This is a genomic window from Corynebacterium stationis, from assembly GCF_001941345.1.
GTDB lineage: Bacteria > Actinomycetota > Actinomycetes > Mycobacteriales > Mycobacteriaceae > Corynebacterium > Corynebacterium stationis.
Genome location: NZ_CP009251.1, coordinates 1,096,938 through 1,113,409 on the forward strand (window position 1 = coordinate 1,096,938; position 16,472 = coordinate 1,113,409).

Consider the following 16,472-nt stretch of genomic DNA (forward strand, 5'->3'; position numbering starts at 1 on the left):
GTTTTGGCGTGGGAGATGAACCTGAAGTTTAACTTTATATATACTTGGCTCCCATGTACCGCGTATTTGAAAGCATGGATCAGCTGGTCAATCACCTCGAGCAGGCCATGGGTGTTCCCATGACCTCCAATTGCATGGTGCCGCGAAATGAAATGTTGGCACTCCTTGATGAAATGCGTAATGCCATTCCTGTGGAGTTGGATGACGCACAAGACGTCTTGGATAACCAGGACGAAATTATCCGCAGCGCAGAAGAACGCGCTTCTCAAACCATTGCGGATGCTGAGGCTCAGGCTGATGACACTATCGGTCGCGCCGAAGCCGACTCGCAGGCGATGATTGATGACGCCAATCACCGCGCAACCACCGCTATCGGACAGGCGCAAGATCAGGCTGCAAGCATCGTTGAAAGTGCTCGCGCCGAGGCTGAACGCACCGTTGCTAAGGGCAATGAATCTTACGAGCGCGCAGTATCAGAAGGACACGCTGAGCAAGAGCGCTTGGTCTCTGAATCAGAAGTAGTACGCCGCGCCAATGAGGAAGCTAATCGCATTGTCGATACCGCTCACGCAGAGTCCAGCCGACTGCGCTCTGAGTGCGATGAATTTGTAGATTCCAAGCTGGGTGAATTTGAAGAATCACTGACGGGTATTCTGCGCACCATCAATTCTGACCGCGCAGCACTTCGTCGTGGTGCAGGAGCTTCCGGAAACCGCTCTACCCGCGGTGGATATTCTTCCTACGAGCGAGACTAGTAAGACGTTGATTTCGCAGATGCGCTAAGCGCTGCTGAAATCACGGCAGCCACCAAGCCTGGGCCGGCAAGGATCGGCCAGGTGGCAAGAACCGTGCCTAGCTGTTGGAGTGGATTGAGTGATCCGTCAATCAGTGTCATCAGCGCTGTTCCCGCGCTGATGATGCCTCCAATGACCGCCACACTTAAAACTACAGCTCCTGCCGTGTTGCGTGCATAAAACGTGATTGCCGCTGCAGATAAGGAAAAGGCCAAAGCGATAATCATAATCGCGATGTCATAAGGCAAGGGAAAGAGCATGAGCACGAATATGCACACCCCTGCGATGACCGACCTGCGCATGACACCTTTGCGAGTGATGCCATAGTAGTTAATGGCCTGGCGGAATTTGCGCCGAGAGATCTGCTCACACACAAAACTGACGATGATCAGGATTGCCGCAGGCAGTAGCGACCCATAAATCAGCGGCGCCACACTTGAATCAAGACCATTCATGTTGAGCCATACTAGGGCTAAAGTTGCGCAAAAATAAAGCCCAAAACCCTCATTTTGCCTGTACATAGGGCATTGTGACCTCCTAGACAGGTGAAGTACAGAATCCAGGGTAGGCTTAAGGATGTTATGAACTCACCACTGAAATTCAATGTGGCACAACTTTTGCGTGCCAATACGTTTGAACAACGCGAACAAACCGGCCCGGCACCAGAGCGCATTGGCTTAGAAATGATTGCCATCCCCAAGGGCAGCGAAATCACCGTGGAGGCAGATTTCACTCCATTAGGTGAAGGTCTTATGGTTGACGCCCGCATCACCGGCACTTTAGAGGGCGAATGTGCGCGTTGCTTGCTGCCTTTGCAGCGTCCGTTGGATCTCAAGGTCAGCCAGGTCTTTGCAATTAGTGAGGATTTCATCAGCGGCGATCCTGCTGAAGAAGGCGAAGACGTTCCAGCTGTAGTGGGCGAGGAAATCGATCTGCTGCAAACAGTCATTGATGAAGCAGGCATGGTTCTTCCTTTTGCGCCGACGTGCGAAAATGGCTGCGATATCACAACTCCTGAGGGTGTTGAGGTGGGAACTTCAGGCGAGGAAGAAGAGCATGTAGATCCTCGCTGGTCTGGGCTGGAGAAGTTCTTGTGAGCCGGAAGAAGAAAATCAGCGGCGAGCAGGCATTAGAGGAAGCTTTTGCGGCGATTGATACCGCGCCGCTGCTGGCGAGCTTGGATGTAGAACTTGATGAATCTTTCTTGCGTTTGGCATTAACCCACCGGTCTTTTGCCAACGAGCATGGACATCTTCCTAATAACGAGCGCCTCGAGTTCTTGGGTGACGCGGTATTAGGTCTGTCGATTGCTGCGCGCCTGTATGAGAAATACCCGACGCGCCCTGAATCGGATATTTCCAAGATGCGCGCCTCAATCGTGTCGCGCTTTGGGCTCGCCGATATCGCACGCGAGATGGGCTTGGGTGCTTTCATCTTGTTGGGTAAAGGCGAAGCCAACTCCAATGGCCGCGATAAAGACTCCATCCTGGCAGATACCACCGAGGCACTTTTCGGTGCCATTTATCTGCAGCATGGGTTCGAGACTGCACGCCGAGTTATCTTGGCGCTATTTGCGGAAAAGGTCGACGCAGCCGTATCGACCCGCAACCACATGGACTGGAAGACCAGCCTGCAGGAGCTGTGCGCGGAGCGGAAACTGCCCACTCCAGAGTATTCCGCAACCTCGACTGGTCCAGAACACAACCAGGTCTTTACTGCCCAAGTTCATGTTGATGGGCAATTGCTGGGTGAAGGCGTTGGTCCTAATAAAAAGCAGGCCGAACAACAGGCTGCTGAAAAGGCCACTCTTATTATCCGCGTGAAGTAAAAAGCTGAAGTAAAAAGCTGAAGTAAAAATGCGGAGTAATTTTTATGCCTGAGTTGCCTGAAGTAGAAGTCGTTCGCCGGGGTCTTGAACCGCACATCGTGGGGCACACCTTTGATTCCGTTGAGGTGCTGCACCCGCGCGCGAATAGGGGACAAGAAGCCCCTTTAGATGCGATACTGCGCAACCGCCTTGTCAGCGGCATTGAACGTCGTGGCAAGTATTTGTGGTGTCAATTAGACGGCAACACCGACCGTGAAGATGATGTGCTCTTTGTGCATCTGGGAATGTCGGGTCAGCTCCGCATTGGGCATACCGATTCCAAGCACGTGCGTATTCGCGCGCATTTAAGCGATGGCGTTGATTTAAGCTTCATTGACCAACGCACCTTTGGCTACTGGTTAGTAGCTCCTTTAGCCAAAATTGACCACATCGGCCAGGATCCGCTCAGTCCGGCTTTTGACATCGTGGCTGCCGCGCGCAAACTTCGGACTAAGAGGACACACGTAAAAACCGCGCTGTTGGATCAAACAATAGCTTCTGGAATTGGCAATATTTATGCCGATGAAGCGCTCTGGCGCGCGAAAGTATCGCCACTGCGCAAAGCCAATAAGCTACTGCAACGCGAAGCTATCGCGATTTATGAAGCTGCAGTGGAAGTGATGACTGAAGCCCTAGCGCAGGGTGGTACCAGTTTTGATGCGCTTTATGTCAATGTCAACGGTGAATCTGGCTACTTCTCCCGTTCTTTACATGCCTATGGGCGTGCCGATGAACCCTGCGACCGGTGCGGCACAGCATTGAATCGCGTGGTTCTTAATGCGCGCTCGTCTCATTTCTGCCCGCAGTGCCAATGCTAATGTAGTCAAAGTGGCATAAAACACAATCACAGTATTTACTCCACGCTATTAGTCCCTCGACACTGACGTGAAGTCTTTTTCGACCGGCTAATTTCGCGATTGCCGCGCGATGAATCCGGTGCAGATATATAGCGGTATCGCACTGGTTCTGGTGACAAGGGTAGAGAAGAGCAAAGATAGTTTCTAAGCCCATCCCTTTTCATGGTCCTGGGAAGAAATCAGCCGCATGCTTCATTTGACGTGCGGGAAATGCACTTTGTTCGCGCAGTATTGTTGAAAGCATTCATCTGTTTAGCCAATCTAGCTATGTTCTTGCTTGGGCTAGGAATACTTCAAAGATGAATTAACGCGAGCCCTAGTTTGGGAAGGATTAGTCCGCGTTCTCAAGGCTGGAAACTTGGGAGAAATTTCCGTGATTCGGAGCAAAACGGACGCTCTCGAGAGGATGAAGGTATGGAAGATATTCCATTTGTGCCTTCACCCCAGTGTGATTCAGGTTGCTCCAAGTATTGTTTATCCCCTTTAATATTCCTATGACCTTCCTCGAGAATATTGTGGGCACGTTTAATGACGGCCTCTGGACATTCGTGGTGCCGTGGCTTTTGGTGGGCGCGGGTATCTTCTTTGCATTCCGCACTGCACTAGTTCAGTTGCGCATGATTCCTTCCATGTTCAAGTCTGTCGTCGAACGCCCAAAGGGCACCGGTGCTGACGCAGATGAAGAATATGGCGGAATTTCTGCCTTCAAAGCGTTTACCATCTCCGCGGCCTCACGCGTGGGTACTGGCAACGTCGCCGGCGTCGCAGTAGCAATCTCCGTTGGTGGACCAGGTGCAGTCTTTTGGATGTGGATAATTGCCATTTTGGGTGGCGCAACCTCATTTATTGAGTCGACCTTGGCGCAGCTGTGGAAAGTGCGCGATGGTGACAATTATCGCGGTGGCCCGGCTTACTACATGAAAAAGGGCTTAGGCTGGACTCCACTGGCGGTTGTCTTCTCCATCGCGATTGCCTTTACCTTTGGTTTTGTCTACCAGGCCTTCCAGACCAACGCCATCGCTGAGTCTTTGGCAACTTCTTTTGGTAATGACTCCTTTACTTTCCGCGCGATCGTCGGTGTCATTATCGCGGTCGTTTCTGGCTTCATCATCTTTGGTGGTGTTCAGCGCATTGCGAACATGACTCAGATCATTGTTCCTTTCATGGCCATCGCGTACTTGGTCATCGGTCTATACGTGGTCGTCACTAATATCGATGCAGTCCCAGGCGTAATTTCTGATATCCTCTCTCATGCCTTGGGCTTCCAGCAGATTGCTGGTGCTGGTTTGGGCGCGGCCATGATGCAAGGTATTCAGCGTGGTTTGTTCTCCAATGAGGCAGGCGAAGGCTCAGCTCCCAACGCAGCAGCAACCGCAACGGTGTCTCACCCTGTTAAGCAAGGCTTGGTTCAGACCCTCGGTGTTTACTTCGACACCCTGGTTGTCTGCTCGATTACCGCATTCATCATTTTGCTGGGCACCGATTTGGAGTACGGCGGAGAAGCAGAAGGCGTATCGCTGACCCAGATGGCGCTGTCGAACCAGGTTGGTGACTGGGGTATTCACCTGGTGACTTTCATCCTATTCTTCCTGGCATTCTCTTCGATTCTGGGTAATTACTACTTGGCGGAAGCCAACGTTGAATACCTCACCGAGTCACGGACTTGGCTCTTCCTCTTCCGCGCAGTGGTCATCTTCTTCATCTGGTTTGGCGCGGTGGGAACGTTGCCATTTGTCTTCGCACTTGCCGATACCGGTGCCGGTACGATGGTTATTCTTAACATCGCGGCGATTATTCCGCTGTCGGGCGTGGCAATTAAGCTTTTGAAGAACTTCAACCAGCAACGCCGCCAGGGAATTGATCCGGTATTCCACCGGGATATGCTGCCAGAGATTAAAAATATTGAAGTCTGGGACGGCTCTGACCCAGCAACCCGTCGTAGTCTGGATGACCTTAAAGCAAAGGAATAGCAACTCTATGGAACGCATGACCGCCTTCGTTAAAGGAAATGTGCAAGGCGTGGGATTTCGCTGGTGGACTCGCTCGCGTGCCTTAGAGCTGGGGCTCACAGGACATGCGACAAATAAGTCCGACGGACGCGTGCAAGTTGTTGCCGAAGGCCCACGGGAAGATTGTGAAAAGCTGCTGGAGGTACTCAAAGAGCAACCATCTAGCACCAACCGTCCAGGTCATGTAGAAGTTGTAGTCGAACAATGGGCTGCGCCAAAAGGCGAGTCCGGATTCATTGAACGCTAAAAGCCCGGCACGGGGTCGAAAGCTTTAGGCTTTCGACCTGTAGGATTATCACAATGCACTTGAAATCGTTGACGCTTAAAGGATTTAAATCTTTTGCGTCCGCGACGACTTTAAAATTCGAACCCGGAATCTGTGCGGTCGTAGGCCCCAATGGTTCCGGCAAATCCAATGTGGTTGATGCTCTTGCCTGGGTGATGGGCGAGGGCAGCGCGAAGACCCTGCGCGGCGGCAAGATGCAAGATGTCATCTTCGCCGGCGCCGGTGAGCGCAAAGCTCTCGGCCGCGCTGAGGTAACTCTTACCATCGACAATGCTGATGGTGCTCTGCCCATTGACTACACAGAAGTATCTGTTACCCGCCGCATGTTCCGTGATGGAGCAAGCGAATATGAAATCAATGGCGCCAAAGCGCGCTTGATGGATATTCAAGAGCTGCTGTCTGACTCCGGCATCGGCCGCGAGATGCACATCATCGTCGGGCAGGGAAAGCTCGCGGAAATCCTGGAATCCCGCCCCGAAGACCGGCGCAGCTACATTGAAGAAGCAGCCGGGGTATTAAAACACCGCCGTCGCAAAGAAAAAGCCCAACGCAAGCTCACCGGCATGCAGGCGAATCTTGACCGGCTTTCAGACTTGACTGAAGAATTAGGCAAACAGCTTAAACCTTTAGAGCGCCAAGCCCAGGCGGCACAGCGCGCTGCCACGGTACAGGCAGATCTGCGCGATGCCCGTTTGAAGCTAGCTGGCGATAGGGTAGTGCGCGTTCGTGCTGAATTTGCCGATGCCCAGCGTCAAGCAGAACTTTTAGAAGAACAAGTGGCTCTTGCCACTGAGGCACTCGAAGAAGCTACCGGGCAACAGATGGAGCTCGAGGAACAGCTGGGGGAGATTGCTCCCCAGGCTGAGGCTGCCCAAAAGCTGTGGTTTGATTTGTCCACGCTGGTGGAGCGACTTGCTGCGACTTCGCGCATTGCACAAGAACGCGCTAATAACGTTGGCGCTGTCACTGCGTATCAGGGCCAAGACCCAGATGACTTAGAAGCCCGCGCACGAGTCGCAGATGAAGAGCACGCGGAATTAGTTCTTGCAGCTGAAGAAGCAGCAGAAGCCTTAGAATCAATCCGCGAGGAAGTAGCAGAGCGTCGTGAAGCTTTTACCGCAGCGGATAAAGAACATGCAGCTCAGTTGCGCGCTATCGCTGACCGACGCGAGGGCGTGGTCCGACTTATCGCTGAGGAACAAGCATTATCCCGCCAAGTCGAAACCTCTGAGCAGTCACTTGGCCATAGCCAAGACGGCGTTGATGAGGCAGCGAAGAAGTTGCGTGCCGCGCGTGAAGAAGCAGCCGAAGTGGAAAAGAAGCTCGCCGATTTCGATCGGGAGCGCGCTCCACTCGATGAGGCGCATGTTCGTGCATTGAGCGAATCTCAAGCGGCGGATTTACGTCTTGAGCAATTGCGAGACCAACAACGTGAATTTGAACGTGCGGTCTACACCTTGCATTCGCGAATCGAAACCTTAACCAGCACCATCCCGCCCACCACGGAGATTGGCGTTGACTTGCAACCGCTGGGCCAATTGGTATCTACGGCCTATGACGTTGCTTTGGCGGTCGCTTTGGGCGAGTTCGCTGAATCGCATGTCGGCAAGGTCGGTCCAGATCTTCTTGCTGCATTAGAAGATGCTTCACGCACCACCGTCTTTGATAATTCTGGGTCACAAACGCAGTGGCGCATGGACGCCAACCTGCCACCTGGGGCAGCATGGCTATTAGATCACGTGGTTGCAGTACCGGAGATTTCCCATGGCATCACCCGCGTCTTGGCGGATGTGGTGTTAGTAGACGATGTCGATGCTGCCCGTCAGATCGTCGCCGAAGATCCACGCTTGCGCGCTGTAACTCGAGCGGGCGTCATGGTTGGTGAAGGTTGGATCTCTGCTGGCACCGGTGCACAATCAACGGTGGAGGTAGCTTCCAAGATTAAAACTGCGGAGCAAGAGCTAGAAAAAGCTACTCAAGATTTGGAAGAGCTTTCAGGCACGCTAGAAGGTGCAAAACTTGCAGCCGAAGATGCGCGCGTTACCGCAGCGGGTGCAAAAGCAGCGTTGCGGGATCACGACTTGCAAGTAGCCGCGTGGAAACGCGACCACCAGCGTCTTATCTCACAGGTAGAAACCAGCGAGAAGGACCATGAAAAGCTCGCACAGCGAGCAACGGAGTTAGATATCAAGCTGGCGCAGTTGCGTACGCAGCTGGAAGAAGCACGCGATCGACTAGCGCGGGTGGATAAAGATGAGCCGGATACGGAGGCATCGACAAGCGAGCGCGACATGGCATCCCAAGCCTTGGACGCTGCCAAAACCATGGAGATGGAAGCGCAGATGAGCCTGCGCTCTGCCCAAGACAAGGTAGGCCACGCCGCCGGGCGGGGCGATAGCTTGCGCCGATTGGCTGAGCAAGAGCGCCAGGCCAAACAGCGCCATGACCGCACCATGGCGCGCCGCCGCGCACTGGGTGAGCTTGCGCGCACAGTGGCAAGCCATGCAAAGCCATTGAGTCAGAGGGCGAGCGATGCGCTATCCCGCGCCGCAGAATCACGCGACGTACTAGCAACCCAGCGTACGGCGATAAACAACCAGCTCAACGCCGCCAAGCAAACGGTGACAGGTGCGCGCCAACGCTTAGAGCAGCTCACCAACAAGGCCCATTCGGGCGATATTGCCCGTTCGCAGGCCCAAGTTCGCTTAGATGAAGCAGAGGCCAAGATTTCTGAGCAGCTCGGCATCGCGATTGCGGATTTGTTGCGTGGTTACACCCCGGATGATGATTTCGATCGCGCTGCTGAGACTAAGCGTTTGAAGCAAGCCGAAAAGGATTTGAACTCTTTGGGCAAGGTCAACCCCTTGGCGCTGGAAGAATTCAAGGCTTTGGAAGAGCGCTATTCCTTCCTCTCGACGCAGCTTGACGATGTCACCCAAGCCCGCCGCGACTTGGAAGGTGTCATCGAGGACGTCGACGCGCAGATTCTGCAGCTCTTTAGCGATGCTTGGCACGACGTGGAAGCGGAATTCCCGAAGGTCTTTAACACCCTGTTCCCAGGTGGCGAAGGACGGCTCATTCTAACCGAACCCGAATCCTTGCTCACCACGGGTATTGAGGTGGAGGCTCGTCCACCGGGCAAGAAGGTCAAGCGCTTGTCCTTGCTTTCGGGCGGGGAGAAGTCCTTAACAGCGTTAGCTATGCTCGTGGCAATTTTCCGCGCACGCCCCTCACCGTTTTATGTCATGGATGAGGTTGAAGCAGCGCTTGACGATGTCAACCTGCGTCGCCTCATCGCTCTTTTCGAAGAATTGCGCAAGGATTCCCAGCTCATCGTCATTACGCACCAAAAACCGACGATGGATGTCGCCAATGTGCTCTACGGCGTAACCATGCGCGGCGACGGTGTGACGCGAGTTATTTCCCAACGGATGAACCCAGCCCACGCAATGGAGCCAGCTAGCCGTTAAGATAGGGCGCATGGAATCATTCTTAATGTTGTGGATCGGCGTCGCTGTTGTTGTCCTCATTATCCTTATTGCCCTTTTAATCTTGTGGGGCAAAAAACGTGGTGAGGATAAGAAGGTTTCTTTTGACAAGGCTGAGGAAGAGCCAAAAGAGCTAACCCAACAGCAAAAGTCGGGTAATTACCAGGCGCAATCTGGCTTTAACTTTGCTCCCGCACAATCTGCTGAGCCCGTCCCAGCGCGCGAGACCCCTAAGCCCCCGCAGGACTCTGCGGTGCCGCCAGTAGTTCCACCCATCCCGCAGCCGCAAGAAACCGCCGATGAGAAAGAGCCCGCTCAAGAGCAACCCGCTCAAGAGCAGGCAGTTCAGGAACCGGCTGTTTCAGAAGAACCTGCACAGCAAGAACCAGCACAGCAAGAACCTGCTGATGTAAAACCAGCAGAGCCAGAGCTAGAGCCAGTTGAGGCAGAAGTAGCTGAGACAGTCGAGCCAGAAGCTGACGAAGAGCCTACTGCACCCGCTGAACCAGCTGAACCTGCTACCGTCGCGCCCGCGGTAGAAGAAGAGGATTCCCCAATCTTTGACGAGGTTGCCGAAGACCTCGAAGCTGAAGATATTAAGGAAGAAGTTACCGGGCACGAAGAAGCTCAGCAGGCAGCTGAAGCAGCAGAAGCGCAGGCTGATTCGGCTGTAGCAGCACTTGAAGAAACTCCCGTTCCTGAAGAGCCAGCAACTACTCCGGAGCCAACCGAGCCGGTAGAAGAGATTGAGCCAGCTGGCGGTCGCTTGGGTCGCTTGCGTGGACGGTTGTCGCGCTCCCAAAACGCTATCGGCCAGGGCCTTATGGGGATCTTGTCCGCTGGTGACCTTGATGAGGATGCTTGGGAGGAAATCGAAGATACCCTCATCATGGCCGATTTGGGTACGGCCGTAACCATGAAGGTTTCGGAATCCTTGCGCGACAAGATTGCTGAGCGTGGGGTCTCTAGCGAAGCCGAAGCCCGCGCCATGCTGCGTGAGACTTTGATTGAGGTCGGGCGCCCAGAAATGGATCGCTCAATTAAGGCGATGCCACATGAGGGCAAGCCCGCGGTCATCATGGTTGTGGGTGTGAACGGCACTGGTAAGACAACAACCACCGGTAAATTGGCGCGTGTTCTAGTTTCCATGGGGCACTCGGTACTTCTTGGCGCGGCTGATACATTCCGTGCAGCTGCAGCCGATCAGCTTGAGACCTGGGGTCGCCGGGTGGGCGCCTCGACGGTACGCGGAAAAGAAGGCGCGGACCCAGCTTCTGTGGCTTTCGATGCTGTCGCAACCGGCGTTGAACAACAAGTAGATGTAGTCCTTGTTGATACCGCGGGTCGTCTGCACACTTCCAACGACTTGATGGACCAGCTGGGTAAGGTCAAGCGCGTAGTAGAGAAGAAATCCTCAGTCGATGAGGTATTGCTTGTCATCGACGCCACGGTGGGCCAAAACGGATTGATGCAGGCCCGCGTTTTCCGTGAAGTAGTAGACATCACAGGTGTCGTCCTAACTAAGCTGGATGGTACGGCCAAGGGCGGTATTGTCTTCCAAGTTCAAGAAGAGCTCGGCGTTCCAGTCAAGCTTGTGGGCTTGGGCGAGGGTGCCGACCATCTGGCGCCATTTGAGGTAGAAAGTTTCGTCGACGCCCTGCTTGGTGAGCAGTAACCTATCGTACGACCGAAAGCACGCCCCGCACTCTTATTTGGAGTCCGGGGCGTGCTAGTCTTTCTGTGATGACGAATACAAACTCCTCACATTCCGCTGTGCGTATCAGGCACAACGGAACTAATGGCTATATCAATTCGTGGGGCCCGCACCTCTCCGGCGTCATTCCTTGAACTGAGTAGCTCACCCCGTCTTTTCATGTTCATTTAAGAGGAATATCTACTTGCGATGCTTTTTTATGTTTTAGCCCTGTTAGGGCTCACAGTCGCAGCTGCCCCTTTGGCGTCGCGACTTTTAGGGCGCGATGCTGGCTGGCTTCTGTCATTGCCGCTGCTTGCTAGTGCTGGCATGGCAGCGTCGACCTATAGTACCGGGGAGGTACATACCGAATCTGTGCGATGGATGCCGACTATCGACGTGAACTTCTCGTTGCGTCTCGACGGCCTATCCCTAGTGTTTCTGATGCTGGTTCTGGTTATTGGTGCCGGTGTTTTAGCGTATTCGACGCGGTATCTGCACCATAAAGACACTGCCTTTTACTTCTATATCTGTGGCTTCGCAGCATCCATGGCGGTTGTAGTCACCACCGATAATTTGATGGTGTTCTACCTCGCCTGGGAGCTTACGACGCTGTGCTCCTACTTCTTGATTGCCAACTCTGGTGAGAAGGGACATCAACCAGCAATCCGTACTTTGCTGGTGACGGTGCTTGGTGGTCTATTCTTGCTGGGCGCTACCGTAATCATGGTGATCAACGCAGGCACCATGTCAATTTCTGATGTCATTGCCTCACCGATGTGGGCTGAAAACCCTGCGCTTTTGGCAACGGTGGCCTTCTTAATCGCCATTGCAGCTTTTACCAAGTCTGCGCAATTTCCTTTCCAAGCGTGGTTGCCCGATTCGATGGTTGCCATCGCACCAGTTTCGGCTTACCTGCACGCAGCAGCGATGGTCAAGGCAGGTATTTACCTGATTCTGCGCTACTCGCCACTGCTTCACGATGTTCAGTTGTGGAATGTCATGTTGGTGGTTTGCGGCGGTATCACCGCACTCTTCGGTGCGCTCACCGCTATCAAGTGTGATGACTTGAAAGAACTTTTGGCGTATTCCACCATGTCGCAGTTGGGCTTGCTGGTGCTGACCGTCGGTATTGGCACTGATGCAGCAATCACCGCGGCGATTGTCCACACCATCGCACACGCCTGCTTCAAGGCAGCGCTGTTTATGTCGGTGGGCATCATCGAACACGAAACCGGCACGCGCTCGTATCAAAAATTGCGCCACACCCGCATCGTCAAGATGCCGATCACCACGGGCATTATCACGATCGCTGGTGCGTCAATGGCGGGTATTCCATTGCTGCTGGGCTTTGTTTCCAAAGAAGGACTCATCACTGCGAGCTTGGACTCCGGTTTGGCAGAGCCCTTTAAGATTCTGGTCACCGCAGTCATTGTCATCACGTCGATGTTTACCTTCGCATACTCCTTCCGCTACATCATTGGAGCCCGCGGCGCGACCAAGCATTCAATCGCGGAGGCAAATTACCAGGCCGAAGAAGGTGGCTTTGAGCCAGAACCAGTAGAAACTATTACTGAGGCAAAGCCAACCGTGTGGTTTGTTCCAGGCATCCTGGCTCTTGTCACCGTGGTGCTGGGTATCGTTCCTTCCTTGTTGAATTGGGCAGTGGGGCAGGCCGCTATCGCCACCACAACCGATGCTCATGAACCACACCTGAGCATCTGGCATGGCTTTAACATCCCGCTTGCTCTCACCGGCATCATCATTGCCTTCGGCATCATCTTGGTGAACTTCAACCGCGAACTTGCTCGCGCGATGACAAACTTTGGTGCACCAATTTCGGGGCTCTCTGCTGTGGAAAAGATACGCACGGGAATCATTGATTTCGGCGCTAAGTATGCAACTAAACCTTCGGGGACAACGTCTATGCGTCGTCATCTAGTTGTGCCACTATTGATGCTGATTTTGATCACTTTCGTTGGGCTTTTTGCTCTCCGTGATCTGCCAGAAGTCCACCGTGAGACTTCCACCCCAACCGACTGGGTGTTCGTACTCATCATCGGAATTGGTGTCCTGGCGTCCGTTATGGCCAAGTCTCGTCTGACCGTGGTCGTGGTGGTTTCGATTGCTGGTTTCGGTGTGACGCTGTGGTTCTATGCTCTGGGCGCTGCCGATGTTGCGACCACGCAGTTGACCGTTGAAATTTTGACGGTCTGTGTTCTGGTCTTGGTGCTGCACCGCTTGCCGGATCACTTCACTCCGGAAACCCGCAAATTCCACTGGTGGTCCATCGTCTTGTCCGTAGCCGTCGGCGTAAGCGCCACCCTTGCGGTATGGGGACTTACGGGCCGTCGGGACAAGTCAGATGCCGCGCGCCTGTATTTGGAACAAGCACCAAAAGATACTGGTGGTTCCAATATCGTGAACACGATCTTGGTTGATTACCGTGCATTCGATACTTTCGGCGAGCTGACCGTGCTTGGCATGGCGGGCATTGCCATCGCCGTGCTCTTGGCGAAATTCCGCCTGGCACCAGTTCGCGAGACTCTCCTGGACCGCAAGTCGCCGGTCTTTGAAGCATTTGAAAACGCAGTATTCCTGCGTGCAACAGGCAGAGTTATCGGACCAATCATCGTTGCTTTGTCCGTATTGCTCTTTTTCCGCGGTCACTATGAAACCGGCGGCGGATTCGTCGCGGCGCTTGTTGGTGCCGGCGGCATGGCCTTGATGTACCTGTCGGCACCAACCAATGATCGGGCAAAGATTCGTTGGCCATACTTCACGCTGATTGGTTCTGGTGTTGCCTTGGCATCATTGACGGGTCTGGCAGGTTTCGCTGAAGGATCCTTCCTGACCTCACTGCACGTTGAGATCTTCGGAACTCACCAGACCTCGGCGATGATTTTCGACCTGGGCGTCTACCTCGCAGTTCTTGGTGTCATTGTCGCAGCCTTCAACTTGCTGGGCATGCCACGCAAAGGAGATAAAGAATTCCACGTCCTGCTGGACTTGGCCTCTGAGCAGACCTTGCAACGCCGTGGTGAGACTGATGACCACAGGGCACTGGCAGCTATCGCAAACAACAAGACGAAAGAAAGGAGCAAGTAGATGACACTGGCTATTTCCTCAGGCATCCTCATCGGAGGAGCCGTCTACCTGATGCTGCGCCGCGATATGTTGCGTATCGCATTGGGCTTTACCCTTCTTTCGCACGGCATCAACTTAATGATTGTCGCAACCGGTGGCACCTATGCCCGCAACGAGCCTTTTGGCTCGCATACTTTAGAACAAATGGGGTTTGCCGCGGATCCACTTCCACAAGCATTCGTGCTCACCGCCATCGTCATTGGTTTCTCGATTTCGGTGCTGATGTTCGTCACCGCCGCGGTAGGTGATGGCGATGATGCCACCCGTCCAGAACTGGACCTGGATAAGCACAAGGATGTGGTCCTCTAATGTGGTACAGCCCTGATTTAGTGGCCTCGTTGTTGCCACTCTTTGCAGCCATTCCGCTGCTTGCAGCCGGTATCTTGATCGTCTTCCAGCGTGCAAAAATCATGCAAGAAGTAGTCATGTACACCGTGCTGATGGCAGGTCTTATCGGTTCGGGCCTTTTGATTGCTATTACTGCCGATGGCACCGCACTTGCACACCGCGTAGGAAATTGGGATGCACTGGTAGCAATTCCTTTTGCCGTGGATATGTTCGCAGCGTTGATGCTGCTGACAGTGTCGATTCTGGCGGTTGTGTGTGCATGGTTTGCCACCGCCAGTGGATTTTCCAAAGAACCTTTCTTTGCGCCACTGACCTTGGTATTGATGTGTGGCGTTTACGGTGCCTTGCTCACCGCCGATATCTTCAACTTCTTCGTGTTTATCGAAGTCATGTTGCTTCCAAGCTACGGCCTGTATGCAACCACCATCTACCGTCGCGGCGGACGTCAGCAGCTCGCCGGCTTGCGCCTGTTTATCGTTGCTAATCTTTTTGCCTCCAATATGCTGCTCGCTGGCGTCGCCTTGGTCTACGGCACTTACGGTGCGGTCAACCTCGCGCAGCTACAAGGAGCAGCGAAGGAAGAACCCGCCGTCGCGATCGCGATGTCCATCGTCATTTTGGCGATGTTGATTAAGGCATCGGTCGTTCCCGTTCATACTTGGTTGGCCCGAACTTATCCCTACACCAACCCTGCGGTAACCGCGCTCTTTTCGGGCCTGCACACTAAGGTGGGCGTCTACGCTATCTACCGCTGGTACGCGGTCGTCTTTGATGGGGATGCACGATGGCTGTGGATCTTGGTTCTGCTCTTTAGCCTCACCATGGTCATCGGCGTGCTGGGTGCAGTAGGAGAGAAGACCACCCGTGAGATTCTGGCTTTCCATATGGTCTCGCAGTTGGGGTACATCCTCATGGGGGTCGCCCTGTTTACCGAGCTTGGCATGACCGCGGGTATCTTCTACCTAATCCACCACATGATTGTGAAGGCCTCGCTGTTTATGTCGACCGGTGCTGTGGAGGTTGTCTATGGCACGGGCGAACTAGACAAGGTCACCAATATTTCCAAACGCGAGCCCATAATCGCGGTGGCGTTCTTTGCCGCGGCGCTATCCCTGGCTGGTATACCACCGTTTTCCGGCTTCGTCGCGAAGTTCACGTTGTTGATGGGAACCTGGGAAGCAGAGGAGATCTACGCGTTTGTCGCGATGTTGGCTGTCTCGCTTATTACTTTGCTATCCATGCTTAAGATTTGGAAGGGTATGTTCTGGGGCGATAGGAAAAAGCCTGCGCCAATGCCCCGTACTGGACAAGACCCAGACGGACCAGCAGCTACCTTGGCCGGCGGTGTTGCTATTTACCCAGAGCTGCCAGAAGAGGGCTCTTCCGTTGCGGTTAAGGCAGCATCGGATGCGTACATCATCGAAGACACGAAAGATGCCCGCCCACGAATTAAGTTTTGGTTAGCTGCACCAGCAGTGATAACTGCGCTTTTGACGTTGGCTATTGGCGTCGGAGGAGAAGTTCTATTGAACTGGGCAGATACCGCTGCCAACGGTCTGTTGGATACCTCCGTATATGTTGAGGCGGTGCTTGGATAATGGACTATCTAACTTTCCCATTCCGATTTATCGGCTTTTGGCTGTGGTACATCAAAGAATTTACCGTTGCCAACTACTCCGTGTTGAAAGATATTTTGTCACGCGGGCATGACTCAACTCCTGGTGTCGCTAAGTATCCGTGTGAGTCAGAGTCTGAAGCCCACTACACTCTGATTGCAGCTTTAATTACCGTTACCCCAGGTACATTGGTCGTCGGCGCCGCTGCAAATACCGATGAAGGCCAACGCGTGATGTATGTGCACGGAATGTACAACTCGGATCCCGACGAATTGCGGGGGGACTTGCGTGATATGGAAAAGCGCATGCTGCGCGGAGTGATGATCCATCCGCGCTTTTTCTCGGATCGAAAGAAAGAGGCCTAGAT

13 protein-coding genes are annotated in these 16,472 nt (G+C 53.7%); 12 read left to right on the plus strand and 1 reads right to left on the minus strand.

Features of this window, described 5'->3' with window-relative positions; translation table 11 throughout:
* Positions 1-53 precede the first annotated feature (53 nt).
* Positions 54-755, plus strand: a complete 702-nt coding sequence (locus tag CSTAT_RS05105) for a DivIVA domain-containing protein (protein WP_066793250.1) — start codon at positions 54-56, stop codon at positions 753-755.
* Here the strand turns inward: CSTAT_RS05105 and CSTAT_RS05110 are convergent.
* Complete coding sequence (locus tag CSTAT_RS05110; protein WP_066793252.1) at positions 752-1,249, minus strand: transporter; 498 nt, start codon at positions 1,247-1,249, stop codon at positions 752-754. The two genes, CSTAT_RS05105 and CSTAT_RS05110, sit on opposite strands and share 4 nt — an antisense overlap.
* 126 nt (positions 1,250-1,375) lie before the next feature.
* On the opposite strand from CSTAT_RS05110, the gene CSTAT_RS05115 reads away from it, so the two are divergent.
* The 11 genes from CSTAT_RS05115 to CSTAT_RS05165 all read left to right on the plus strand — a co-directional run bounded on the left by CSTAT_RS05115 (position 1,376) and on the right by CSTAT_RS05165 (position 16,470).
* Positions 1,376-1,891: a YceD family protein gene (locus CSTAT_RS05115; RefSeq protein WP_075722707.1), complete on the plus strand. Its 516-nt coding sequence runs from the start codon at positions 1,376-1,378 to the stop codon at positions 1,889-1,891.
* Positions 1,888-2,622, plus strand: a complete 735-nt coding sequence (rnc, locus tag CSTAT_RS05120) for a ribonuclease III (RefSeq protein WP_066840876.1) — start codon at positions 1,888-1,890, stop codon at positions 2,620-2,622. The genes CSTAT_RS05115 and rnc overlap by 4 nt, the downstream gene beginning before the upstream one ends.
* A 44-nt stretch (positions 2,623-2,666) precedes the next feature.
* A complete protein-coding gene (mutM, locus tag CSTAT_RS05125; protein ID WP_066793258.1) occupies positions 2,667-3,479 on the plus strand; it encodes a bifunctional DNA-formamidopyrimidine glycosylase/DNA-(apurinic or apyrimidinic site) lyase in 813 nt (270 codons plus the stop codon).
* Positions 3,480-4,012: 533 nt separating this feature from the next.
* Positions 4,013-5,488 (plus strand): alanine/glycine:cation symporter family protein, encoded by a 1,476-nt coding sequence (locus tag CSTAT_RS05130; protein ID WP_075722708.1) that lies wholly within the window; start codon positions 4,013-4,015, stop codon positions 5,486-5,488.
* A 7-nt stretch (positions 5,489-5,495) separates the two neighbouring features.
* A complete protein-coding gene (locus CSTAT_RS05135; protein ID WP_075722709.1) occupies positions 5,496-5,774 on the plus strand; it encodes an acylphosphatase in 279 nt (92 codons plus the stop codon).
* A 53-nt stretch (positions 5,775-5,827) separates the two neighbouring features.
* On the plus strand, positions 5,828-9,283 hold the full coding sequence (gene smc, locus CSTAT_RS05140; protein WP_075722710.1) for a chromosome segregation protein SMC: 3,456 nt from the start codon (positions 5,828-5,830) through the stop codon (positions 9,281-9,283).
* A 10-nt stretch (positions 9,284-9,293) separates the two neighbouring features.
* The gene (gene ftsY, locus CSTAT_RS05145; RefSeq protein WP_075722711.1) at positions 9,294-10,976 is read left to right on the plus strand and encodes a signal recognition particle-docking protein FtsY; all 1,683 of its coding nucleotides are present in this window, start codon (positions 9,294-9,296) and stop codon (positions 10,974-10,976) included.
* A gap of 228 nt (positions 10,977-11,204) precedes the next feature.
* Positions 11,205-14,102, plus strand: a complete 2,898-nt coding sequence (locus tag CSTAT_RS05150; protein WP_075722712.1) for a DUF4040 family protein — start codon at positions 11,205-11,207, stop codon at positions 14,100-14,102.
* Positions 14,103-14,450 (plus strand): sodium:proton antiporter, encoded by a 348-nt coding sequence (locus CSTAT_RS05155; RefSeq protein WP_066793270.1) that lies wholly within the window; start codon positions 14,103-14,105, stop codon positions 14,448-14,450.
* Positions 14,450-16,087: a monovalent cation/H+ antiporter subunit D family protein gene (locus tag CSTAT_RS05160; protein ID WP_075722713.1), complete on the plus strand. Its 1,638-nt coding sequence runs from the start codon at positions 14,450-14,452 to the stop codon at positions 16,085-16,087. Before CSTAT_RS05155 ends, CSTAT_RS05160 begins: the two co-directional genes overlap by 1 nt.
* Positions 16,087-16,470: a Na+/H+ antiporter subunit E gene (locus tag CSTAT_RS05165; RefSeq protein WP_082869549.1), complete on the plus strand. Its 384-nt coding sequence runs from the start codon at positions 16,087-16,089 to the stop codon at positions 16,468-16,470. Before CSTAT_RS05160 ends, CSTAT_RS05165 begins: the two co-directional genes overlap by 1 nt.
* Positions 16,471-16,472 lie beyond the last annotated feature (2 nt).

Excerpts from the sequence above, each read along its gene's own strand:
- CSTAT_RS05105 (WP_066793250.1), top strand. The coding sequence starts at position 54 with ATGTACCGCGTATTTGAAAGCATGGATCAGCTGGTCAATCACCTCGAG.
- CSTAT_RS05110 (WP_066793252.1), bottom strand. The coding sequence starts at position 1,249 with ATGAATGGTCTTGATTCAAGTGTGGCGCCGCTGATTTATGGGTCGCTA.
- CSTAT_RS05115 (WP_075722707.1), top strand. The coding sequence starts at position 1,376 with ATGAACTCACCACTGAAATTCAATGTGGCACAACTTTTGCGTGCCAAT.
- mutM (WP_066793258.1), top strand. The coding sequence starts at position 2,667 with ATGCCTGAGTTGCCTGAAGTAGAAGTCGTTCGCCGGGGTCTTGAACCG.
- CSTAT_RS05130 (WP_075722708.1), top strand. The coding sequence starts at position 4,013 with ATGACCTTCCTCGAGAATATTGTGGGCACGTTTAATGACGGCCTCTGG.
- CSTAT_RS05135 (WP_075722709.1), top strand. The coding sequence starts at position 5,496 with ATGGAACGCATGACCGCCTTCGTTAAAGGAAATGTGCAAGGCGTGGGA.
- smc (WP_075722710.1), top strand. The coding sequence starts at position 5,828 with ATGCACTTGAAATCGTTGACGCTTAAAGGATTTAAATCTTTTGCGTCC.
- ftsY (WP_075722711.1), top strand. The coding sequence starts at position 9,294 with ATGGAATCATTCTTAATGTTGTGGATCGGCGTCGCTGTTGTTGTCCTC.
- CSTAT_RS05150 (WP_075722712.1), top strand. The coding sequence starts at position 11,205 with ATGCTTTTTTATGTTTTAGCCCTGTTAGGGCTCACAGTCGCAGCTGCC.
- CSTAT_RS05155 (WP_066793270.1), top strand. The coding sequence starts at position 14,103 with ATGACACTGGCTATTTCCTCAGGCATCCTCATCGGAGGAGCCGTCTAC.
- CSTAT_RS05160 (WP_075722713.1), top strand. The coding sequence starts at position 14,450 with ATGTGGTACAGCCCTGATTTAGTGGCCTCGTTGTTGCCACTCTTTGCA.
- CSTAT_RS05165 (WP_082869549.1), top strand. The coding sequence starts at position 16,087 with ATGGACTATCTAACTTTCCCATTCCGATTTATCGGCTTTTGGCTGTGG.